This window comes from Myxococcota bacterium (genome assembly GCA_040387835.1).
Taxonomy (GTDB): Bacteria; Myxococcota; UBA727; order UBA727; family JABDBI01; genus JAZKCZ01.
In genome coordinates this window covers 66,988-88,750 of the sequence record JAZKCZ010000003.1, presented here as the reverse complement: position 1 = coordinate 88,750, position 21,763 = coordinate 66,988, and the positions used below count along the sequence as shown (strand labels likewise).

Sequence of the window (21,763 nt, the reverse complement as noted above, 5' to 3'; positions counted from 1 at the left end):
CACCCATGATTGATTTTGAACTCAGCGACGATCAAAAACAGCTTCAGAGCCTAGCGCGTGAATTTGCCTTGCATGAAATGCGCCCCAAAGCAGCTCATTATGATGAGACAGGCGAATGGCCAGACGACATTTTAAAAAAGGCATTTGAGTTAGGCCTCGTCAGCATTCATGTCCCTGAATCTTGCGGTGGTATGGGCCTTGGTGCCTTAGACGGCAGCATCATCGAAGAAGAACTCGCCTGGGGTTGCATGGGTATTACTACTGCAGTGACCGCTAACTCGCTGGGCCAAGTCCCGGTGATTATCGCTGGCACTGACGAGCAAAAAAAGAAGTGGTTGTCGCCGTTTGCAACTGAGCATCACATTTGCGCCTACGCTGTGACCGAAGCAGCAGCAGGGTCAGACGTTGCTGGCATTCAAAGCACGGCCGTTAAAAAAGGCGATAAATACGTACTCAACGGACAAAAAATTTGGATCACGGGCGCTGGCCATGCGCGCTGGTACTTTGTGCTCGCTAAGACCGACAAAGACGCCGGTCATAAAGGCATGAGCGCTTTTATCGTTCCAAGAGATTTACCTGGCGTTTCGGTGGGTAAAAAAGAACGCAACATGGGGCAGTCGGCTTCCGACACCCGGTCGGTGATATTCGAAAACGTTGAAGTCCCAGCTGAAAATCTGCTGGGCCGAGAAGGCGATGGCTTCAAAATCGCCATGATGGCCTTCGACCATACCAGACCCTTAGTTGGCGCTGCCGGTGTCGGTCTTGCTAGAGCCGCCATGGAGTACGCCATCGCTTACGCCAAAGAACGCAAAGCTTTCGGAAAATTATTGTGGCACCATCAAGGCATCAGCTTCATGATCGCCGACATGGCAACCGATATCGAAGCAGGTCGCTTTTTGGCCTGGAACGCTGCCAGCCGCCTAGATAAAGGCCAAAGCAACACGCTTCAAGCCGCCTACGCCAAACGTTTCTGCGCAGACATGGCCATGAAAATCTCCACGGACGCCGTCCAGGTATTCGGCGGCAACGGTTTTAACAAGGAGTACCCCGTAGAAAAACTCATGCGTGACGCCAAAGTCTTGCAAATCTACGAAGGCACCAGCCAAATCCAACGCGTCATCATGACCCGAGAGTTGTTTGCATGAGACCTCACCCTAAATCCCTCTCCACACTGTGGAGAGGGACTTGAAAGCGGCTTTCCCCCCCTCTCCAGTTGCTGGAGAGGGGCTGGGGGTGAGGTCCAAGAAAATCCGCCCCTCAGCCGCTTCAGCCATCGCTGATATTAACAATGGCTGCATCATCATGGCCGGAGGCTTCGGGCTATGCGGCAACCCCGAGAATCTGATCAAGGCGCTAGCCGACTCCGGCATCAAAGATATTCACCTAATCAGCAACAACTGCGGCACCACGGACAAAGGCCTAGGCGTCCTGCTGCAGAATAAACAAGTCAGCAGAATCACCGCCAGCTATGTCGGTGAAAACTCTGAGTTCGAGAGGCAATTAATCGCCGGTGAAATCGAAGTGGACCTGGTCCCGCAGGGAACCCTCGCCGAACGCATTCGCATCGGCGGTGCTGGCATCCCGGCCTTTTACACACCAACCGGCGTAGGCACTGAAGTTGCGAAAAACAAAGAAACCCGGATTTTCGACGGCCGTGAATATTTGCTAGAGACTGCTCTAAAAGCCGATTTCGCCCTGATTAAAGCCTACAAAGCCGACCCGTTTGGCAATTTGATATTCCGGAAGACTGCCAGAAACTTCAACCCCATGATGTGCGCGGCAGCTAAAACCACCATCGTGGAAGTCGAAGAATTAGTTGATTTAGGCCAGCTAGATCCAGACTGCGTGCATGTACCCGGCATCTATATCAACCGCATTATCGTAGGGACGCATTATGACAAATGGATTGAGCACCGCACGATCAGACATCGCTAAACGCATCGCGCGCGAGCTTCAAGATGGCTATGTGGTGAACCTGGGCATTGGCATGCCGACGTTGGTGGCAAATTACGTGCCTGATGGCATGGATATTTATTTTCAAAGCGAAAACGGTTTGCTCGGGATGGGGCCTTTTCCTTATGAAGGCGAAGAAGATCCGGACCTGGTCAACGCTGGCAAACAAACGGTAACGGCTTTGCCGGGTGCGTCCTATTTTTCGTCAGCTGATTCATTTGCAATGATTCGGGGCGGTCATGTGGATCTGACCGTGCTGGGCGCGATGCAAGTGTCCATGACAGGCGATATTGCGAATTGGATGATCCCCGGTAAAATGGTGAAAGGCATGGGCGGGGCGATGGATTTGGTGGCTGGAGCCAAGCGCGTGATTGTCGCGATGGAGCACACGAGTAAGAATGGCGAGTCGAAGATTCTAAAGCAGTGTGATTTGCCGTTAACGGGGAAGGCGTGCGTGGATATGATTGTGACGGAGCTGTGCGTGTTTGAAATCGAGCGCGGCATAGGCATGAAGCTAATAGAGTTAATGCCCGGCGTGAGTCTGGATGAAGTAAAATCCAAAACTGCCGCCGAGTTCACCACGATTAGATAATCATCGCTGCGATTTCATCCACCACTTCATCTAAACTTTTGCCGGTCGTATCCACAACCTTCGCATCTTTCGCCGGCACCAACGGAGCAACCGCCCTAGACTGGTCTCGCTCATCGCGTTCTTTCAGCTCAACCAGCACGTCATCGTAGACCGGCTTTAAGCCCCGGGATTCAAGTTCCAAAAAGCGTCTTTGCGCCCGCTCTTCACTGGTTGCTGTCACAAAGAACTTATACTTAGCATCGGGAAAAACCACCGTGCCAATATCCCGGCCTTCAAGCACCGCGCCGGTTTTCGACTGCAAGCCAAACTTACGCTGCAGCTCGAGCAAGTTATTTCGAACCTCCGGATACTGGCTAACCTTAGAAGCCGCCTGACCAATGATTTCAGTGCGTATCTCTGACGAAGGGTTAATCTCATCCAAAGCCAGCGCTAACTCGCCCAAAGCCTTGGCATCGCTTAAGGACACGCCTTTATGAATGGCGGCATAAGCCAGGCTTCGATAAATAGCACCCGTATCCACATGCAAAAAGCCAAGCTTGTGAGCAATGGCTTTAGCAACAGAACTTTTCCCCGAACCAGCAGGCCCATCGATAGCGATTATATCAGTCATACTCCGCGCCTAATAACAGGCCTGTATTTAATGCGCTACCCCGGCCGTCTTGCATGATGTCCACATTAAAGAACGCGTCAGCAGTCAAAAAGATATTTTGATACAGCTGGAACTCATAACCAATACCACTGGTGATGCGGTGCGTGGATGAATCTAGCAATTTAGCCTGACGGGACGGAGCCGGTGCTGGCGTCGGTCTAAATGAGTAGCCGCCTCTGATTTTTAGGCCTTCCAACATCCGGTACTCAACACCACCGCGTAGAACGATGACGTCCGAAAAATTTGGATTTTCCACCCCAGCGATGGAAAAGTCCGGGAAGCTAGGTGATGTCGGGGAAGTGCGGATTTGTAGAAACGGTCCTTGGTACTTAGACCAAAAATAATAAGTGGCGTCCCCTGTAAATAGCCAACTATCATTCAGCAAATAGGAGCTTCCAAAGGCAATTTGGTGGGGCGAATAAGATAAGAAGCCTTCGATCAGGGCATCAGCATAGGTGGTGCCATTACCTTTCGCTTTAGCCGCAATATTGATTTTTCCGAAAGTTACTGATCTATAAACGAGAGATAAATGCAGCTCAGGCATCGGTATATACGTCGCACCGACAATCGCTCCGACAATCGGCGTTATTTGAGCTGGAAACTTGGCGATCACAGCCGGATCTTGCCCGGGTCTCACGTCCATTTCAGAACCAAGATACACGCCTGTGGCCATGCTCATAGCCGCACCCACAGTCAGCTGCCTAAAGGGCGAGTAACCACCCCCCATCATCATGGAGAATGCTTTTAAGTCCCCAGCATACATAATATAGGTGGGATTCGTATTGAGAGTGCTAGCGCTAAACTCGATCGGCCCCATGCTAAAGTTGCTGTACACACCGATACCCAGTTGGTTTAGGGGCTTCAGGCAAAATCCTAAGTTGATAGAATTATAGTTGTCCAGCTGCTCTGCAGCGTCTGCGCCACCGCCTAGACTTGTATGCACATAGTCGTAACCGAGTGACAACCGACTACCGCGACACAAAGCCAGCAAAGACGGATTATAAAACGTCGCTGTGTAATCCTCAGCGATGCTAACGCCAGCACCACCAAGCGCCTTGTTGCGTGCGCCAACCCCGAAGGTATCTTCAATAGGACCCGCAACGCTGATGCAAGCAAAAGAAAGGGCGAGGGCAAGGATAATACGATTCATGAAAAAACCTTGTGGGGAAAGTCCGGTGTTAATTGCGAGGTTTCAAATTTTTAAGAAAGCCCATGAGGCCGGTGTCTTCGTTTTTAATAAAAGCAGACATCAACTCGAGAGTTTTTTTAATGTCTTCAGACCCAAATGTATCGAAGGATTTGCCCACGCAGCCGTCAAGTTCAGTCATGGTGTAAACCTTAAACAGCATATTGAGCAACGTGCGAAGGGGCCTTGGGTGGGCAGAGTTGGCCGGCGCTTTCAATAAGCTTGCGACCAAAGCGAAGTGCTTTTGGAAGTTGGCAACCTGCATGTCGCAAATTTGGGTGGTTAGATCTTGATTAGGAATCATTTGCTGTATCAAACCGATAAAGTCTTGAGTTTCTTTTGGTATAGTTAAGCCCTTAAGTTTTCCTTGCAGCTTGAGGTAGTTGTCAGCAAATTTGCTGGTCAACAAATAGCCAGCATTAGGACCCAGTTCCCAGATTACGCTCGGGGAAAAAAGAGCGCCTAAAATATCTTGTTCAGTGGCGTTCTCACATAATGCTGTGTGCATCGCTCCAAATACCGCTTGTTGATAGGTGGTATTGGTAGCCACATTAGATATGATTTCAGCAAGGCGGTCCCCTGGTTGTTCTGAAAATCCTTTGTGAAGCTTTTCCATAGGAGCAATGATGTCAGTGTCATTGGCGATGGACGTTAGAAGATCCGCAACTTGAATCAAAACAACTTTAAAGCCATCGCTGGTAATAATAGCGATCATGTCTTTAATCATGTCGTTATTAACTTGCGCATAGTGAGTCACCATCGGAGTGATATCTACTTTGGTGGATTTTTTGGCGATCTTTTTAAGGTGACCGACAACTTCCTTCACTCTGCCGCAGTTGTCCTTCACCAGACTCATGCGTTGTTCTTTGCAAGTTTCAGCACCCGAAGCCATAAGCTCCATCGCGGTTGCCACCAATTCTTCTGGAGGCGGCATGGGCTTTGAGTCAAACTCGCTAAACTCGGCGTTGCCGCAGCCAATGGCCAGCAACAGTGGGGCTAGAATGATAAATTTCGTCTTCATGACAAACTCCTATTGGTCCTTACGGGGCTTCATGGCATTCAAAAACCACTTCAACCCTATGGTCTTATCGGAGAGATTTTTATGTAGTTGCGTTAAGAGACTAAAAACAATTGTTTGCGTCAGACCTTGAGATGGTTCAATGCGGGGCGCTATACCGACGCCGCCAGCCAAGTGCCTTCGGTAAAGTAAGTCTAATAACTCGTCTGTTAGGGGCGCGAGCTCTTTTGCAGCTTTTTTCCCAGTGACGCGTTCGGGACTTCGTAAATAGGTGACAGTGTTATTGAGATATTTGTGCACATCCTTGTCTGTGATCTTACGAGATAGCTCTCCTAACTCGACCGGTATTTCAGAAACCAATGTGTCAATTAATCTAAACAGAGGCTCTAGCTTGTCGTTTAACAAGAAATCCAGCTCGTGTGCCGGAGGGTCTTTAGAGAGTGGCAAGGGGTATTTGAGCTCGGCCTCTTGCCATTTGCTCTTCAAGGCATTTTTTAATTCTTCAATGGAGGTTTTCAAATCTGTAAGTTTAAAGTCCATTTTTGGGTTTGAGCTACCCATTTTCCACTTTGCAAATTCCCATGCAAGAAGCCAACCAGGTGGACAGGTAATTATATCATGTTCATCTGTGTGGTGCTTTTGATGACACTCGTTTAGCTTGGTTGCGTCTAAAAAGGATACCCGTTCTGCTCTACTAAGGAGGGTGGTTTTTATCATCAAAATAAATGTGTTGCCATCTTTTGTGAGCGCACCATTCTTGTCAAATAGAAGGTTTCGAACTTCTAAGATTTGATCACGAAGAACTTGGTTTTGGGCTATTTTTTCTAAATAGAGTGCTTGTCGCAGGTCGTCATCCTCTGTCTTTTCGGCCATCGGCTCCGCATCCGCGTATTTTTTTAAGTCGATGAGATTTTTGGCGATACCACCGAAATTATCGGTATGTTTATCGAAGATTTGTACCAGAACCTTGCCGGCTTGATCGAGTCTTTCATCTCCCAGTAGTTCTCTAACCCAGGATAAGTCCAGTTCTTGACCTTTTGAAGCGGTTCTTATGATTTTAGAGGCCTTAAGGATGAGCTTTGAATCCTCAGGGCTAACATACCCAGGCAGCGGTTCGAGCTCGGGTTCGACTTCTTCGGCTTCTTGTGCTTGGACAGATTCAATTGCTGGGGGCTCGTCTGAAACTCTCCAGCCATTGCTACCGCAGCCGGCTAAAAGCAATAATAAATAAGCATATAAATTGTAGCTTAATTTCATTCCGTTTCACTGTACAGTGCCATCGTCTTCTGTCAAGAACGGTAGGTCTGAACGCTCCTTAGGAGGCTAACATTCTATTATGAAAAGAGATTCCTTAGTTGACTTTCATCAGGCCAAATAGTTTATCTATCTCACTTTCGTATCGATCGATGAATTCGCCTAGTTGGCCGATGATTTTTCGTAGTTGGGCGGCGGTTAAAGTAGGCCAATCAAAGCCAGTGAACTCTAGGAAGCCTGCTTCGAAAAGCTCTTTTGCCTCTGGCGATAAAGCACCTTTAATCTTGGCTAGTTGTTTGTTATTTGGGCTGTCAAATAACTTTGCTGCATACGATAGTACTTCTTTGAGCTCGGCTGCATTCAGATCTCGAGTCAGGGTATCCACCATTCTAAATACATGAGGCTCTAGTGCTAAAATGAGTCCGAATAGAGGTTCCCAATTGCCTTCTTGTAGCCATTTGAAATCCGATTTTGGAGATTCAAGTGTGGCTAGAAGCAGCTCTATGTTTTTCATTAGGCCCGTCTCGCTAAATCTATAGAGAGAATATGCGAATTTAAAATTTTCACTTAATGGGGGCCTGCAGTTTATTAGAGCTTGAAGAGAACTTGATTGAGCTTTTTCACATTCCTTATATTCTACTGCTTGAACGAATGTTTTTCGTTTGCCCGGATCTTCCAGCATTTCGCGCATGAGATTTCTAAGCATCCTTCCGTCTTCGCCCAATAACCCATCTCGCACCTTTAGTATTTGTTTTAGGGCGGTGTCATTCAGACTAATTTCTCGCAATGCTTTCGCCCATTCTTTTTGGTCGATTCCCTGCTCGAGTGGCGAGGATTGGTCTTCATGATTTTTGTAATCGATGATACGTTTTGTTGCGCTCTCATCGTCTTTTAGCTCATTGAGCGACTGCCTGATATTACCGACCCCCGTCCCCATTTGCTTCGTATAGCGTTTTTGTATCTCTTTCCAATTTTCCGATATTGATTCGAGAGATATGCCATCTGGGCCAGCAGGCTCTTGCTCGCTCATGACTTTGCCGACAGTCGACATTGCGCTGTTTAACGCTGACTGAAAGCGTGTTGGCGCTGGCTTTTCGGTTTCTTTGAAGAAGTCATCGCCCGGATAGCATGCGGGTAGAAGTGTGGCGAGCGCGATGATTATGTAGTATTTGCTCACTACATAATCATACCATGTTGTATGTTATTTTTGGCAGGTTTGCTGGCTGCGGGCTTTTTCCATAGCCAGGCGTAATTCTAAGCCTAACAGGTCGGAAGATAAGTGATATGGGCGCCCGTTGAAAAATAGGGCGGGGGTGCCAGCGATGCCTAGCTGTGCTGCTTCCTTGATGCTGGATTCGACGCGTTCTTGAACCGAAGATTTGTTCATATCTGCTTTAAATCTAGGCATATTGAGCTTCCATTTCTTGGCTAAGCTCTCGATTTGATGGTCGGTTAGCGGCCTAATGGAGCCAAATAGTGCGTGATGCATCTCCCAGAACTTGCCTTGCTCGCCAGCAGCTTCAGCCGCAATGGATGCTTGCTTTGCTTGAGGGTGAACACTCGAGGGGAAGTGCTTGTAGATAAAGCGAACCTCAGGATGTTTGGCGATAAATTGTTCAATGAATTGAGCCGTTTGCTTACAATGGACACATTCGAAATCGGCGAACTCAATCAGCGTAAACGGGGCATTGGCTGCACCTTTGACGCTGTAATCCGCAATATCGATGATTTGAGGATTGGCGCTAAAGCCTGAGTTGATTTCTTGACTTAGAGCTGGTGCCATCATTTCCATGGGCACTTGTTCTTTCAAACGCTCAATGATCCACTGGGCTAGGATAACCGCTGGTTTGCAGGTGTCTTCATCTTGAATGCACGCCGCAAATGACATGGGGCAGTTACACGGGCAGATTTCGTCGTTCACCAGTTTAATAAACTGGGTCTGTTGCTGTGCATTCAGCCCTTCCAACGAAACCGCATTAAATTCAGTGACCTGCGGTTTAGAGGTGGCTAAAGGCGCGGTAGATTCTTTGGGCGCACAGCTTTTAGAACAGCCGACCGTAAACAACAAAATTAAACAAAATAGTCGGGTCATGACAGCTTAGTCCTTTGACAAATTCGGGCGATTACCCGTCCGTATCCGTATACGCTAATAAAACTTGAAACAATAAAAACACCAAACAACACAGGTTGATGCGCAGCGAACGCTGAAATTAACACCTGATATTTAGCCCAAAAGATAGGTGTCATGGGGATGCCCATCAAAGATAGAAGCCCCAAAATCGCAATCTTTTCGAAATCCAGCATCAACGCGCAAAAAATGACCAACAGCGAGACAGTATAAGCCGCCATATAAAAGGCAATGTTCGAGTGCGTCATCCACGCCACCATCACATAACCCATGTGCGCGATGGACGAATAAGCCAAAAAGCGCGCCATCTTATCGGCTTTCAGCGTCAAAATGCTGCCAACAAGCATGGACAACACGGCAACCGCCATCAAAACCGGCATCAACTTAGGTGAGGGGCTAAACTGCATCAAAATGCTGACAAAGGCGATTTTCGAAACCGTTGCCAAAAAAGCAGTCACTGGCAGCGGTGCATCGTTATAGACATCCGGCGTCCACAAGTGAAAAGGCGCCAAGCTGAGCTTGAAACAAATACCTGCCAAAAAGAGGCAACTGCCCAAAGGTCCGGTAAAGTGAAGCGCCATCGAGCCCGTTTCTGCATACAGAAACACGATGCCCATGAGCATGAAGGCAGACGATGTGCCAGCTAAGACAAGATATTTAATCGCTGCGGTTAGATTCTTAGCGTTCTTAGAATCAAAACCAATTAACCCGTAAATAGGCAAGCTGAGCAGTTCGATGCCAACAAATAACGTGATAAAGTCCCGCGCTTGCGTACAGACCAGAGCGCCTAAAGTACTGCTGAGCAACAAGATATGAAACTCACCCGGCTGGCGGCGAGAGCATAGGACGACAGCCAGTGAAGCGATTAGAATCAGCTGCCCAAACATATTGTCGAAGCACTGAACAAACGAAAGAATCAACCCAAGACTGGCAATCAACCATGTCATTCCAGCTGCAGGGATAAAAGCCAAAATCGCAACGATGCTTACGCCTATTGGCAATAGCGTCCATTCAGCAGGCGTCATACGTTGGTTGCTCCTTCATCCAGCTCATTGCCAGGCTCAGGCAATGGCGGTTCGATATCGGGCAGCTCCGGTGAAACCGCGTTGGCATCTGTCCACGCTGGAACCGTCAAATCAAGAAGTGCCGCTGGCGATAGCCCAATCCATAAGAGTAGTGCCGCCGCTAATAGACAGCTAACCCTTTTGACATTGGTAAATTCAGCCGGATCTGCCGCCGGCCTGTTCTCGCCGTAGAAAAGCTGAATCAGCAACCGCAACATATACGCAGCGCCCAGCACCAACGTCAGCGAACCCAAGATCGCCGTCCATGGGCGCTGTTGAAACAAGCCAAACAAAAGCAGCCACTCACCAATAAAATTGCCAAGCCCAGGCAGGCCGATGCTGGCCATCGCAAAAAATATTGAAAACCCAAGATGCAGCTCCAGCGAAATAAATAGTCCCGCCGTAGCCAACACGCCTGTCACCATCAATACAATGACACCGTTTAACGCAAGCACATTGCCACTGAAAAGGCCCATCAGCATCAAACCCGCATGGCTCAAAGTGGCATAAGCAAGTACTTTACGAGGATTCTTTTGTGCAAATGCGAGCACCGCGCCGTAAATGACGCTGATAACCCCCAGGCACATCATGAAAGGCGCCAACATCGCGGAGATTTCCGGAAACATCGGCAGCACAAAGCGCAAAAAGCCATACGCGCCCGTCTTCAGCAGCAAGCCTGAAATCACCGCCACCTTAGGCGCGTCATCAAACATGCTGGGCATCCAAGTGTGAAATGGAAACACCGGCAGCTTAATCAAAAACGCCAAAATAAACCCGCTGGCAATCCAAAGCTCAATGCTGCGGGGTAGGGCGATTTCCATCAGCTCAATCGAATTGGTGGTGCCAGTCAGAACAAAGAGCGCCACGATCGACGCCAGCAGTAAGAGCCCACTGGCCTGAGTGAAAATAATAAACTGAAGCGCCGCAAAATTCCGCTTTTCACGCCCAAATTGAAGCACCCAAAAGTAGACCGGCAACAACATCAGTTCCCAGAAAATAAAGAATGCCAACAGATCGATCGACAGCAAGAGCCCAAAAAGCCCAGCCACCGTTGTCAGTAAATAGAATTGCTCCCGCGGGCGATTCCAAGAAAGCACCAACCCAATCGCGGCCAAAGCCTCCGCAGTGAGTAGCAGCACAAAAGACAAGCCATCGAGTGCAAAGTGCAGCCACTGAAACTTGTATTCAAACAGCCACAAATCTTCCAAGCTGCTGGCCGCCTCACCCCAACCATAGGCAGTCAGCGTCAGCGCAATCACCGCTAAAAGGCTGACCAACGAAATATAAGAGGCCCACCTCTTTGCAAGCAAACCAAGCAGTGCGCCAAAAACTGGCAGTGCCACGATAAGCAGTAAGGTCATAGAGCCATCCGGTAAGCGAGCATGAGAATCAAGGCGACCACCAGCGCAGACACATAATGTAAGACCCGCCCAGTTTGCAGTAGCATCAACAAGTGTTGAATCGAGCCGCCCACCAGAGCGACCAACCGATAAACTGCCCGAATGGGGTCAGCCTTCATGAAAAACGAAATGCGTTCGTAAGGCATAACGAGCAATCGCCCGTAAAGCGCATCGAAGCCTAAGTTATTCATCCACACATTGCTTTGCACGAAGAGGCCATAGCGATACAGCGCACCTATCGCAATGCCCAGCATACCAAGCGCAATAGCCATAAACTCTGGCCACAAAAGATGTGTCGGCGGCGTGCTGAGCGCCAAAACACTGCGATCCACCCAGGCCGGAATCGGCAAAAAGCCAGCGACCAAAGACAAAACTGCCAAAGTAATCAGCGGCAACTTCATCCGCCAATCGATAAATCCAGCCGGTATGATTTCGTGCATAGGCTTTTTGAAAAACAACAAAACGAATAATCGCGCAGAGTAAAGCCCGGTGAGCAACGCCCCAAAAGCGCCAATCGCCCAAGGTGTCAGACCAACCGACATCAGCACCTGCGACAAAATTAACTCTTTGCTATAAAATCCAGATGTCACAAACGGCAAAGCGGACAAAGACGCCAGCCCAATCAAAAATATCCAAAACAAAAGCGGAAACTTAAAGCGCAAGTTACCCACTTTCAGCAAGCTGTACTCATGATGCATCACATGCCCCACGGCCCCAGCTCCTAAAAACAGCAACGCCTTAAAACAAGCATGCGTGGCCAAATGAAAAACCGCCGCTGAATAAGCCCCAGCCCCCAGTGCCAAAAACATATAACCCAGCTGACTCATGGTGGAGTAAGCCAAAATGCGTTTCATGTCATTTTGCAGCAGCGCGCATATGCCCGCAATAATCAGCGTTGCCGCGCCTACAATCCAAACCAGACTTTGCACCGCAGGTGCCAAAGCAAACAAACCGCCCAAACGAGCAATCAAGTAAACCCCAGCCGTCACCATGGTCGCCGCATGAATGAGTGCACTCACAGGCGTCGGCCCACGCATGGCATCTGCTAACCAAACCTGAAGCGGTATCTGCGCCGATTTACCCGCTGCGCCAATCAATAAACAAAGCGTGGTTAAAGCGGCAACCCGAGACCCAACCGGCCAGTTAGCATCCGCTAAATCCAAAACCTCTTGGATATTCAGCGTGCCAAACGAGGCAAAAATCAAAAACATCGCGAAAAGCAAAAAGACATCGCCCACACGCGTGGTCACAAAGGCTTTCATCGCCGCAAGACCATTGGCAATTTCGCTTCGCCAAAAGCCAATCAGCAAGTAGCTGCAAAGTCCAACGCCTTCCCAGCCCAAAAACAAAACCAATAAATTATCGCCCAAAACCAAAATGAGCATAAAGCTCACAAACAAGTTCATGCAGGCAAAAAACCACGAAACTTCTGTGTCATCTTCCATGAACGAAGTTGCAAAAACCGCAATCAACGTTGAGATAAACGTCACCACCATCAACATGACAGCAGACAGACTGTCTAAATAAAACGCCATCTGAATGGTCGCCGTGTCAACTTCAGAAGAATAAAATGGAATCCAAGTCCACAAAATTTCCCGGTAAGCCGCAAATTCTTTTGGCCCCAAAAACAAGAAGCTCAGCACACTAAAAGCCGATACAAACGACAATCCAATCCCGGCCACACCAATAATCTGGGCACGCTTTGTCGAAAGCTTAGGCCCGATAAAAGCCAGGATGGCGAAAGCAATTAACGGAAATAAAGGGATAATGGCCAGTTGCATGAATTAGCTACCCCAAATCTGTGGTCTTAAAGAGCCTGTCGTGAGCGATGAGCAGCGCCAACCCGATGGCGATTTCTGCAGCGGCAATGGCTGCGACAAGTAAAAAAAGTATCTGTCCATCTGGTTTTCCTAAATGACAAGAAATTGCCGCAAAAGCAAATGCAGCCGAGTTGAACATGACTTCAATGGACAACAAAATAAATAGAAAATTACGCCTAATCAACAGTCCAAATAAACCGATGCAAAAAAGCACCGTCGATACAAATAAAATCTCGTTCATTTTTTCGCTATCCGATAGGCAGCAATGACCCCAGCCAACAAAATAAAAGAAGTGAGCTCCACCAAAACGCCATACTGCTTAAACAATAGCGCCATAATCTCATAAGGACTAATCGCTGCCATATTGTGGTTTTCGCCACCCTTAGGCGACAACCAAAAAAACTCTGTCAGAATAAGCCCGAACAATATGGCCGGAAATATCAAATTCTTGCGAGACAAATCCCTGTTGGTATTCAGCAACATCACCACAAAAACAAACAGCACCATGATGGCGCCCGCATAAATAATCAGCTCAAGCGCCGCCGCAAACGGCGCACCAACATCAAACAAGGCCACGCTTAAAGCCAGCAGCGACACGATAAAATAGATCAAAGCATGAATGGCTTTCAAAGACATCATGGCCATCAAGGTCGCCAAAATCGCAATGGCAGAGCTCATGTGAAAAACAAAGCTCATGGCATCAGACTCCTGGTATCAATCGGCTCATCTTCTTTCACGCCCACTGAAACTCCGGCTACCCGATAAAAGTTATACCCCGGGTACTTGCCAGGCCCTGAAATCAATAAATGCTCTTTTTCGTAAACCATATTTTCGCGCCGATATTCAGCCATTTCAAAATCAGGCGTTAGCTGAATTGCAGTGGTCGGGCAAGCCTCTTCGCACAGCCCGCAGTAAATACAACGCGAAAAATTAATACGAAAAGTCTTAGGATACCTACGTCCGTTTTCATCCTCAGTCGCCTGAATCGAAATACAGTCCACTGGACAAACTGCCGAGCATAAATAACAAGCGACGCAGCGTTCATGGCCATCCGGATCCCGAGTCAAAACAATGCGACCCCGGTACCGAGGCGGCAACTTCGGCATTTCTTCCGGATACTGAATCGTGACCGGCTTATTGAAAGCATGCTTAAAAACGAGCCATAGACCCTTTAATATGCTCACCATAAAATCACCAAAGCCGTGACCATCAAGTTAAGCAACGACAGCGGCAGCAGATATTTCCAACCTAGCTTAATCAACTGATCATAGCGAAGCCGCGGCAGCGTTGCGCGCACCAAAATAAAGCTCATGATCAAAATAACCGTCTTCAGCAAAAGCCACCAAGGCCCCGAAATAAACGGCCCCTGCCAACCACCAAAAAACAAAACCGACATCATCATGGACATGAGCGTCACGCCAATGTACTCGCCCACAAAGAACATGCCAAATTTAAGTCCGCTGTACTCCGAGTGAAACCCTGCCACCAGCTCGCTCTCAGCCTCCGCCAAATCGAACGGCGTTCGATGAGTTTCGGCCAGCGAAGCAATATAAAAAATCACAAACCCTAAAAACTGGGGGATAATGTTCCAGCACCCAGCCTGTGATTCCACAATCTGCGTCAAGTTAAACGAGCCAGCCCGAGCGGCGACGCCCATCACAGACAGACCCATAAACACTTCATAAGCCAGCATTTGCCCCGAAGCGCGAAGGCCCCCCAGCAACGCGTACTTGTTATTGGAAGCCCAGCCCGCCAAAACGACCGAGTAAGCGCCCAGCGCAGACAAAGCTAAAAACACCAGCAATCCAACGCTAGAGTCCCAAACCACAAAACCCGGCATCGCCGGAATCACCATAAACGACAGCAAAGTCGTTGCCATAATAATGGCAGGTGCCAAGATGAATACGAACTTGTCCGCAAATGGCGGCACCCAGTCCTGCTTAAAAAACATCTTTATGACATCTGCCGGCAACTGCCCAAGACCCAGAGGCCCGAGGCGATTCGGTCCATGCCGCTCTTGAAACAGCGCCAAGAAACGCCGTTCACCCCAAACCAGCAACGACGCCATAATAAGCGGCGTGAGCAGCATGCAAACTGGAATAATCACAACCATCATAGGCCGCCCACCTTAACCTTAAAGCCACTGGTGGTGTGCGGCATAGAGTTAAAGGCCTGAAGCGAGTTCCAACCCGGCTTCCAATAACTCGCCGCCAAATCTGGCGGCATATCGCCATGATAGCCTTCCATCGAGTAGGCAAACGGCGAATCCGGATCTGCCTGTGGCGCCGGCTCGTGCATGCTTATTTTGGTGTGAATCGCTGTGCGGCCACTAAATTCCGAAGTCTGTCGCGCGATTTTCTCGCCCTTAATCTTAAACTCCGCGCCATGCGCCTGCTTGAAAAATGGTACAAATATCGGAAACTGCTTTATCAAATCGGCGCAAAGCGCATCAACATTGTCCCAGACAAAGCCGCCCAGATCGCGCAAAATACGCCAACTTTCCGGCCGTTTTTCACGTCTTTCAAAAACCGAGTAGAACCTTTGCACACGACCTTCGTGATTCACTAAGGTACCGGTTGTTTCCGCAAAGCTGGCACAGCCGTAAGCCATATTCGCTTTAGCCGAAGTCTCGCTGGGCAGATAATCAATGACGGTTAAGTGCGCAAACTTTTGAAGCACATCCTCAGGCAAACTTTGCTCAACCACGATGGCGTGCGCGTTATCCGGCAGCGCAGTCAAAGCTTTAGGCTGCATCAGTGTTAAACCAAAGCTGTTAGAAGCCGGCAACACGTAGCAAAGCTTAGCCTTCGGCGCCATATCTTTAAGCTCTTTACTCAAATCGATCAAAGCTTTCGATTCTAAGCTTGTTCCCGCGATAATCACGGGATTATTGGCGGCACGGAGCCTCGGAATCCACTCAGAAATTTTTTCGAAATCAAGACCCATTTTCTGCGAAGCCAATGAATCAAGCTTAGTCACCGCATCATCTACCAAGTACAAGCAATCGGGCAAATCCCGCTCAGCGTTACGAACCGCAATATCGTTCCATTCGGGGATGCCTTTGGAAGCGGCATCTTTTTGCTTCAAAGCATAAATATTCTGCCGAATAGACAAGGCCAACATCGGGGCGGTGACAGTCAAATCTTCGCCCAAAACCAAAATGAAATCCGCCTGCCGGATATCCAGCTGCGAAGCAGTCTCCGGGTATTGCGCCAAAATCTCCATAATCCGCTGCAGCAAAAGATGCTGAGCCGATGTGTGCCCATCAAAAAAGTTATCCACCCCAACCAACTCTCTCAATGCAAAGTTAGCCTCCAGCGAAGCCAACGGACTCCCGATCCCAACAAGGCTACCCTCTCCCACGAGTGGGAGAGGGAGATTTTGGCTAGCCAAAATCGGGAGAGGGTCCCGATTAACAAACCGATGCCCAAACCTTCCCTTATCACACAAAAAGTACCCATTAACCTCAGGATGAAACCGATTTTGAACCCGTCTCAAACTCCCAAGCCGTTCCCCAGGGCTAATATTGCATCCCAAACTACACTGCTGACAGATAGAAGGCGCCGTCTGCAAATCCCACTTGCGCACATAGTTGGCTCTAAAAGTCTTGTCGGTAAAAACCCCTGTCGGACAAACTTCGACCAAGTTTCCACTAAACTCACTCTGCAACATGCCGTCTTCAAATCGTCCAAAGTAAACTTTGTTAGAAGAAGAGAACGAATGCAAATCATCGCCGCCAGCAACATCTTGATAGTATCGTGTGCAACGGTAGCAAGTAATACAACGGTTCATCTCATGATGAATAAACGGCCCCAAATCCTGATTTTTGAACGTCCGTTTGGGAAAACGATAGTTGCGCTTATTATGCCCCGTCATGAGAGTCATGTCCTGCAAATGGCATTCGCCACCTTCATCGCAAACAGGGCAGTCATGCGGATGATTGGTCATCATCCACTCAATCACATCGGCTCTAAATGACTTACAAGTCGGGTGTTCTATGGAAAATCGCGAACCTTCACTCGCAGGGGTCATACAAGACATGACCATGCGGCCAGCGGTATCGGCCTCATCTTTAAAATGCTGCACCGCGCATTGTCTACAAGCACCTGCAGAACCAAGTGCGGGATGCCAGCAGAAGTAGGGCAGGTTCAAGCCATGAGATACCGCAGCGTGCAAAACATTTTGCCCCTCTTTGACTTCATAAGGTTTGTTATCGATGAAGATGGTCGGCATAAGGGCATCTCTTTTCTTGAATGTGTTGCAAGAATTCGTCTTTAAAATAGGCCAGCCCGGTTCCAAGCGGAGAAGCCGCTCCGGGTGCTAACGCGCAAAAAGTGCTGCCGGGGCCAAGAAGCCTGGCGTGGCGTTCTAGCTGAGCGATGTCTTCGATTCTGCCTTCACCACGTTCAAAAGCTTCCAAGATTTTAGCCACCCAAGAGAGGCCGTCGCGACAAGGCGTACACCAGCCGCAGGATTCTTGTTTGAAAAAGCGCTCGAGCGATAAAAGCATGCCGATAGGACAGGTCTTATCATCGAGTATGATCATGGTGCCCGTGCCCATGCGAGTACGGATTTTGGCGGTCGATGAAAAATCCATCGGCGTATCGAGCTTGTCTTCTAACCAGAAGTCAGTCGAAGCGCCGCCTGGCAGTAAAGCCTTGAACTTGCGGCCAGCTTTCATGCCGCCAGCATGCACTTCCAGAAGCTCCCGGGTGGTTGTCCCCATGGGCAGCTCGTAGCAACCGGGGGTGTTCACGTGCCCGCTGACGCCATAAAGTTTGGTGCCGGCATCAACGCCCTTGGAAAGGCCTTTGAACCATTCAGCACCATGATTAATGATATGAGGCAGGTTGCTCAAGGTTTCAACGTTCTGAACCAGCGTGGGTTTTCCCCACAGCCCCACAGTTTGCGGGAAGGGTGGTTTAGCCCGAGGCGTAGCGCGTCTGCCTTCGAGGGCGTTAATGAGCGCGGTTTCTTCACCGCAAATATAGCGCCCGGCGCTTGGGTGAACATGAAGTTCGAGATTGCGACCGGCGCCTAAAAAACCTTTGGCATAAGCTTCTTCAACAGCTTTATTAAGCCGGGTGATGGCGAGCTTATATTCGCCTCTTATAAAGATATAGGCAACATTAGCACCAATAGCATAGGCTGAAATCAGCATACCTTCGATGAGTTGGTGAGGGTTGCCTTCCAACAGGAGTCGGTCTTTGAAAGTACCGGGCTCCATTTCGTCTGCGTTGGCAACCAAATATTTGGTTTTAGGCGCGTTCTCACCCATGGGCACAGCGCTCATCTTAAAGCCTGTACTAAAACCAGCTCCGCCTCGTCCCATCAACCCGGAATCGGATATTAATTTGGTAACGTCCTGCGGCGCCATGTTGCTCAAGTTGAGCAAACTTTGATAGCCACCAACGCCCATGTATTCACTAATGGAAAGCACGTCGCCATCCGGGCGGATATGTTGCGTTAGCGGCTTCTCTGGTGAAGGCATCTGCCCTTGTTCCCAAGGATCGCCATGATTGTCAAGTCGCTACAGCTCTTGGAAGTTCTTGCCGATAACGGTAAATTGGCAACCTGGACCTGGCAGGGGCAATACACCCGTCATGTCTCTTCCTGACTCCACCAGCTCGTCATAGCAGGCGGCTCTTTGTTCTTCTTGTTCTTGAGTCAGCCGTTGTTCTGTCCGCATCTGATTGACCATTGTTTCAAGTGGCATACAATTATCAGGTAGTCCCGCCATGCTGACGCAACATTCACCGTCTTTTGTACTGACGGTCACTGGAGGCTTTTGCAAAGGAGACATGATTTGTGCCACCTCCTCGCATGATTTTGGATCAGGGCCGTCTGCCAAAGCGCCTAAACATATTAACATCGAAAAGATAAATTTTGACTTCATTTTTACTCCAGGGTGCATGTTAGGAATGTGGTTCTATTGTGTCAAGTTTTGGGTGTTTATCGGGTTTCACGATGTGTATTTTGTTTTGTTCACCCGGACCATCGGCGCCCTACGGGCTTGATTGTCCGGGTGAACGATGGCGATTAACGATTATCCCGAATAGACCATTGGTCCGGTATCCCGCAGATGGCCCAGGGACTGCGCGCCACGTCCTACCCCTGCAACCATGCCTTCATCAATTGCTTAATAACAGACTGATACGGACGCCCTTCTAACTTCGCCTTTGTTTTAAAGGCGTTTAATAGATTCTCAGGCACTTTCATGCTGATAAGTTTGCTTTTAGACGGCTGACCGGCATTCATCACCTCGCGAAATTGGTCCAAAAATTCAACAATCTGCGCGGGTGTGAGATCCTTGGCGCGCTCGATGTATTCATCGCTGAAATATTGCAAGGGTCGCTCTTTCATTTTCGCTCCAGAAAGTTCACGTCAATTAAATCTTGCGGCCTGCCGGCACGCTTTTTCATATTAATTAAATCAGCTTTGGAAAGGACTTGGATTTTTGTGGTTCCGATGATTTTGTTGACCGTGGAAACATCTTCTAAGTTGTCCGTTAAAACTATGTCTACTAATTCCATTGCGTTGGTTTGGTTAATAAAAGTCCAGGCAATAAGGTTGCGATTATCGATGTATTCCTGCCGAAATTGAAATACTTCTTTGGCAGAAACCGGTAGGCGCGATTTAAAACCGATACTTATCATTGCCGCTTCTAGGGCAATAAAATCGTTTTCCCGAAACCGGATAATGAAGTCCATGTCAAATGTGCCTCTGGGCACACCGTGCAATGCAACCGCGTAACCCCCTACGAGTGCATAGGGGATGTTATTCTTTTCAAAGCAGGTGCAGACTTTTTCTAAAGCGGACATATATACCAGTATATACCAGTTGTTTTAAATCGCTAGGTCGTTCGGGATAATGTCCGGATCGCCTAAAATTTCACCCTGATTTAACAATTGTATGAAAAGTTGGTGATATCCTTAATTTTATGAAGGTACTCATACTAAGCTCATTACTTCTGGCTTTGGTAAACTGCAGCAGCTCAACGCCGGCGCCGATTACCCAGTGCGTGCAGGTCACGTCCGAGGCCGCTTGTAATAACCATAATTATAACGGTTATTGCGCTTGGCAAAATAACGCCTGTCAAACAATCACCAGCTGTAGTGATATCACGAACCGCCAAGTCTGCGACAACTCACCCACGCCCTTCAACGGCTGTGTGTGGGATAAAACCAAGCAATGCTTTAAACCCAGTGCAGGCACTTGCAACGCTGTAAAAGATCAAACTTCCTGCAATACGCTGGCTTCTTGCTTTTGGGATAACACGGCCTCGGAGTGCCAACTGGCTTCTGCATGCAGTGATCTGACTGTGACCAAAAACCCAACCAACTGCAACGACACCAACTTATCAGCTACTAACTCTTGCTATTGGACCCCCGGTGGGCAATGTGCGCAAATTACTAACTGCGGAGATGTTCCAACGAAAGACGACTGCCATGGAAGCTATACGGTTGGTGGTTCAATCCAGTATTGCTACTGGGAGCTAGCGGGTAACTGTGGTGTCGTAAACCAATGCTCGGACGCCCCTACCCAGGATGTTTGCTCGAGCGTTGAACAAGCTTTGTCGTGTTTGTACTCAAGCGACGGTAACGCATGTGTCAATGTTACCAGTTGCGGCGCTGCTATATATGCAGATATTTGTCCTTTGGTGCTCCCTGCTAGCGGCGGGCCTTGCACTTGGGACACATTAGCTACGCCAAATCCGGTATGTGAGTTGACCACCCCTTTACTCTGCACCGATATTAAAGATTCAACTGCATGCAGTGGTAAGCCGGGTCTGGCCCTCGGCTGTATTTGGTCTAACGGCGTCTGCAATGCAGTCGCGCAATGTAGCGATGGTTCGGGGTCGGCAACCCTTTGCGCCGATCTTATAAAAAAAGGGGTCTCGTGCCAATACTGCGGAACAACCTGTAGTCCGCTGGATACTACGAAGTGCTCTAGCGCCACCTGCATGACAAGCTGCAATGCGATTAATACTTGTAACTGGGACGCAAATGCCACGCCTAGCGCCGTCTGTGAATTGAAGACCCCGGGTAAATGCGGAGATATTAAGGACGCTAATTCCTGCAATGCGAATGCAAACTTGAAGTGCTACTGGAATGGCGGTACCTGCACTCTGATTACCAGCTGCTCTCAAGCGCTCTCTTCAGCAGATTGCGATCAGCAACAATATGCTAGTAGCTACTGCCAATGGACTCCCGGCAGCCCCGGGAGCTGCGCCGCGGTTTCTAGGTGTCAAACCTTCAATAATCAGGCTGACTGTAACGTGAGCACCAATCAAAGCGGACAAGCCTGTAGCTGGCAACATTGGTCAGGGCGCGTTCCAGACCCAACTTTATATCCGAATGGAGCAGATTCCAGCACCGGCGCCTGTGGCGAAGAGCCTACTGTTGCTACCCAATGTAGTGGTATTATTGACCCTAATCACTGTAATAACGTAGGTAGCACGATATGTTACTGGCCCAATTTTAACGGACCTTGTACGTTAGATCAGAGGATTTGCTCGGCTAAAACATTGTGTAGTCAGATACCTAACAACGCGCAACAATGCATAATAGATACCAGTGGCGCCTGTTGCAATGCCGGCGGAAGTTGCGGCTGGACTAATAGCCAAGGCAATTGTCAGGCAGGCAACCCTTGCGTAGACCGTGACACCTGTCCATCGAGTCTGTGTACTTTGCAGTAGA

21 protein-coding genes are annotated in these 21,763 nt (G+C 48.8%); 3 read left to right on the top strand and 18 right to left on the bottom strand.

Annotation, left to right across the window (positions count from 1 at the left end):
* The first annotated feature begins 8 nt into the window (after positions 1-8).
* From V4534_07700 to V4534_07690, 3 genes are read left to right on the top strand one after another with little or no spacing between them, the layout of a single operon-like run.
* Positions 9-1,145 (top strand): acyl-CoA dehydrogenase family protein, encoded by a 1,137-nt coding sequence (locus tag V4534_07700; GenBank protein ID MES2504745.1) that lies wholly within the window; start codon positions 9-11, stop codon positions 1,143-1,145.
* Positions 1,146-1,185: 40 nt separating this feature from the next.
* The gene (locus V4534_07695; GenBank protein ID MES2504744.1) at positions 1,186-1,935 is read left to right on the top strand and encodes a CoA transferase subunit A; all 750 of its coding nucleotides are present in this window, start codon (positions 1,186-1,188) and stop codon (positions 1,933-1,935) included.
* Positions 1,895-2,545 carry a CoA transferase subunit B gene (locus V4534_07690; protein MES2504743.1) on the top strand — a complete coding sequence of 217 codons (651 nt, stop codon included), beginning with the start codon at positions 1,895-1,897 and terminating at the stop codon, positions 2,543-2,545. The genes V4534_07695 and V4534_07690 overlap by 41 nt, the downstream gene beginning before the upstream one ends.
* Here V4534_07690 and cmk read toward each other — a convergent pair.
* The 18 genes from cmk to V4534_07600 form a co-directional block, all read right to left on the bottom strand.
* Positions 2,538-3,155 (bottom strand): (d)CMP kinase, encoded by a 618-nt coding sequence (gene cmk, locus V4534_07685; GenBank protein MES2504742.1) that lies wholly within the window; start codon positions 3,153-3,155, stop codon positions 2,538-2,540. The two genes, V4534_07690 and cmk, sit on opposite strands and share 8 nt — an antisense overlap.
* The gene (locus V4534_07680) at positions 3,148-4,344 is read right to left on the bottom strand and encodes an outer membrane protein transport protein (GenBank protein ID MES2504741.1); all 1,197 of its coding nucleotides are present in this window, start codon (positions 4,342-4,344) and stop codon (positions 3,148-3,150) included. Before V4534_07680 ends, cmk begins: the two co-directional genes overlap by 8 nt.
* Positions 4,345-4,372: 28 nt before the next feature.
* Positions 4,373-5,401 (bottom strand): hypothetical protein, encoded by a 1,029-nt coding sequence (locus tag V4534_07675; GenBank protein ID MES2504740.1) that lies wholly within the window; start codon positions 5,399-5,401, stop codon positions 4,373-4,375.
* A 9-nt stretch (positions 5,402-5,410) separates the two neighbouring features.
* Positions 5,411-6,655: a hypothetical protein gene (locus tag V4534_07670; protein MES2504739.1), complete on the bottom strand. Its 1,245-nt coding sequence runs from the start codon at positions 6,653-6,655 to the stop codon at positions 5,411-5,413.
* A gap of 94 nt (positions 6,656-6,749) precedes the next feature.
* A complete protein-coding gene (locus V4534_07665; protein MES2504738.1) occupies positions 6,750-7,829 on the bottom strand; it encodes a hypothetical protein in 1,080 nt (359 codons plus the stop codon).
* A 24-nt stretch (positions 7,830-7,853) separates the two neighbouring features.
* Positions 7,854-8,744 (bottom strand): thioredoxin domain-containing protein, encoded by an 891-nt coding sequence (locus V4534_07660; protein MES2504737.1) that lies wholly within the window; start codon positions 8,742-8,744, stop codon positions 7,854-7,856.
* Positions 8,741-9,805 (bottom strand): proton-conducting transporter membrane subunit, encoded by a 1,065-nt coding sequence (locus tag V4534_07655; GenBank protein MES2504736.1) that lies wholly within the window; start codon positions 9,803-9,805, stop codon positions 8,741-8,743. Before V4534_07655 ends, V4534_07660 begins: the two co-directional genes overlap by 4 nt.
* Entirely contained in the window at positions 9,802-11,205 is a 1,404-nt protein-coding gene (locus V4534_07650) for an NADH-quinone oxidoreductase subunit M (GenBank protein ID MES2504735.1), read from the bottom strand. Before V4534_07650 ends, V4534_07655 begins: the two co-directional genes overlap by 4 nt.
* Entirely contained in the window at positions 11,202-13,025 is a 1,824-nt protein-coding gene (gene nuoL, locus V4534_07645; GenBank protein ID MES2504734.1) for an NADH-quinone oxidoreductase subunit L, read from the bottom strand. The genes V4534_07650 and nuoL overlap by 4 nt, the downstream gene beginning before the upstream one ends.
* A gap of 7 nt (positions 13,026-13,032) precedes the next feature.
* Entirely contained in the window at positions 13,033-13,305 is a 273-nt protein-coding gene (gene nuoK / locus V4534_07640; GenBank protein MES2504733.1) for an NADH-quinone oxidoreductase subunit NuoK, read from the bottom strand.
* Positions 13,302-13,760, bottom strand: coding sequence for an NADH-quinone oxidoreductase subunit J (locus V4534_07635; protein ID MES2504732.1), 459 nt, complete (start codon positions 13,758-13,760; stop codon positions 13,302-13,304). Before V4534_07635 ends, nuoK begins: the two co-directional genes overlap by 4 nt.
* Positions 13,757-14,251, bottom strand: a complete 495-nt coding sequence (nuoI, locus tag V4534_07630; protein MES2504731.1) for an NADH-quinone oxidoreductase subunit NuoI — start codon at positions 14,249-14,251, stop codon at positions 13,757-13,759. The genes V4534_07635 and nuoI overlap by 4 nt, the downstream gene beginning before the upstream one ends.
* Positions 14,245-15,180 (bottom strand): NADH-quinone oxidoreductase subunit NuoH, encoded by a 936-nt coding sequence (gene nuoH, locus V4534_07625; protein MES2504730.1) that lies wholly within the window; start codon positions 15,178-15,180, stop codon positions 14,245-14,247. Before nuoH ends, nuoI begins: the two co-directional genes overlap by 7 nt.
* Positions 15,177-17,297 (bottom strand): NADH-quinone oxidoreductase subunit NuoG, encoded by a 2,121-nt coding sequence (gene nuoG, locus V4534_07620; protein MES2504729.1) that lies wholly within the window; start codon positions 17,295-17,297, stop codon positions 15,177-15,179. Before nuoG ends, nuoH begins: the two co-directional genes overlap by 4 nt.
* A complete protein-coding gene (locus V4534_07615; protein ID MES2504728.1) occupies positions 17,275-18,555 on the bottom strand; it encodes an NADH-ubiquinone oxidoreductase-F iron-sulfur binding region domain-containing protein in 1,281 nt (426 codons plus the stop codon). The genes nuoG and V4534_07615 overlap by 23 nt, the downstream gene beginning before the upstream one ends.
* 39 nt (positions 18,556-18,594) lie before the next feature.
* Positions 18,595-18,960: a hypothetical protein gene (locus tag V4534_07610; protein MES2504727.1), complete on the bottom strand. Its 366-nt coding sequence runs from the start codon at positions 18,958-18,960 to the stop codon at positions 18,595-18,597.
* Positions 18,961-19,172: 212 nt separating this feature from the next.
* Entirely contained in the window at positions 19,173-19,427 is a 255-nt protein-coding gene (locus V4534_07605; protein ID MES2504726.1) for a CopG family antitoxin, read from the bottom strand.
* Complete coding sequence (locus V4534_07600) at positions 19,424-19,885, bottom strand: nucleotidyl transferase AbiEii/AbiGii toxin family protein (protein MES2504725.1); 462 nt, start codon at positions 19,883-19,885, stop codon at positions 19,424-19,426. The genes V4534_07605 and V4534_07600 overlap by 4 nt, the downstream gene beginning before the upstream one ends.
* Between the last annotated feature and the right edge of the window lie 1,878 nt (positions 19,886-21,763).

Excerpts from the sequence above, each read along its gene's own strand:
- V4534_07690 (MES2504743.1), top strand. The coding sequence starts at position 1,895 with ATGACAAATGGATTGAGCACCGCACGATCAGACATCGCTAAACGCATC.
- cmk (MES2504742.1), bottom strand. The coding sequence starts at position 3,155 with ATGACTGATATAATCGCTATCGATGGGCCTGCTGGTTCGGGGAAAAGT.
- V4534_07680 (MES2504741.1), bottom strand. The coding sequence starts at position 4,344 with ATGAATCGTATTATCCTTGCCCTCGCCCTTTCTTTTGCTTGCATCAGC.
- V4534_07675 (MES2504740.1), bottom strand. The coding sequence starts at position 5,401 with ATGAAGACGAAATTTATCATTCTAGCCCCACTGTTGCTGGCCATTGGC.
- V4534_07670 (MES2504739.1), bottom strand. The coding sequence starts at position 6,655 with ATGAAATTAAGCTACAATTTATATGCTTATTTATTATTGCTTTTAGCC.
- V4534_07660 (MES2504737.1), bottom strand. The coding sequence starts at position 8,744 with ATGACCCGACTATTTTGTTTAATTTTGTTGTTTACGGTCGGCTGTTCT.
- V4534_07655 (MES2504736.1), bottom strand. The coding sequence starts at position 9,805 with ATGACGCCTGCTGAATGGACGCTATTGCCAATAGGCGTAAGCATCGTT.
- V4534_07650 (MES2504735.1), bottom strand. The coding sequence starts at position 11,205 with ATGACCTTACTGCTTATCGTGGCACTGCCAGTTTTTGGCGCACTGCTT.
- nuoL (MES2504734.1), bottom strand. The coding sequence starts at position 13,025 with ATGCAACTGGCCATTATCCCTTTATTTCCGTTAATTGCTTTCGCCATC.
- nuoK (MES2504733.1), bottom strand. The coding sequence starts at position 13,305 with ATGAACGAGATTTTATTTGTATCGACGGTGCTTTTTTGCATCGGTTTA.
- V4534_07635 (MES2504732.1), bottom strand. The coding sequence starts at position 13,760 with ATGAGCTTTGTTTTTCACATGAGCTCTGCCATTGCGATTTTGGCGACC.
- nuoI (MES2504731.1), bottom strand. The coding sequence starts at position 14,251 with ATGGTGAGCATATTAAAGGGTCTATGGCTCGTTTTTAAGCATGCTTTC.
- nuoH (MES2504730.1), bottom strand. The coding sequence starts at position 15,180 with ATGATGGTTGTGATTATTCCAGTTTGCATGCTGCTCACGCCGCTTATT.
- nuoG (MES2504729.1), bottom strand. The coding sequence starts at position 17,297 with ATGCCGACCATCTTCATCGATAACAAACCTTATGAAGTCAAAGAGGGG.
- V4534_07615 (MES2504728.1), bottom strand. The coding sequence starts at position 18,555 with ATGCCTTCACCAGAGAAGCCGCTAACGCAACATATCCGCCCGGATGGC.
- V4534_07610 (MES2504727.1), bottom strand. The coding sequence starts at position 18,960 with ATGAAGTCAAAATTTATCTTTTCGATGTTAATATGTTTAGGCGCTTTG.
- V4534_07605 (MES2504726.1), bottom strand. The coding sequence starts at position 19,427 with ATGAAAGAGCGACCCTTGCAATATTTCAGCGATGAATACATCGAGCGC.
- V4534_07600 (MES2504725.1), bottom strand. The coding sequence starts at position 19,885 with ATGTCCGCTTTAGAAAAAGTCTGCACCTGCTTTGAAAAGAATAACATC.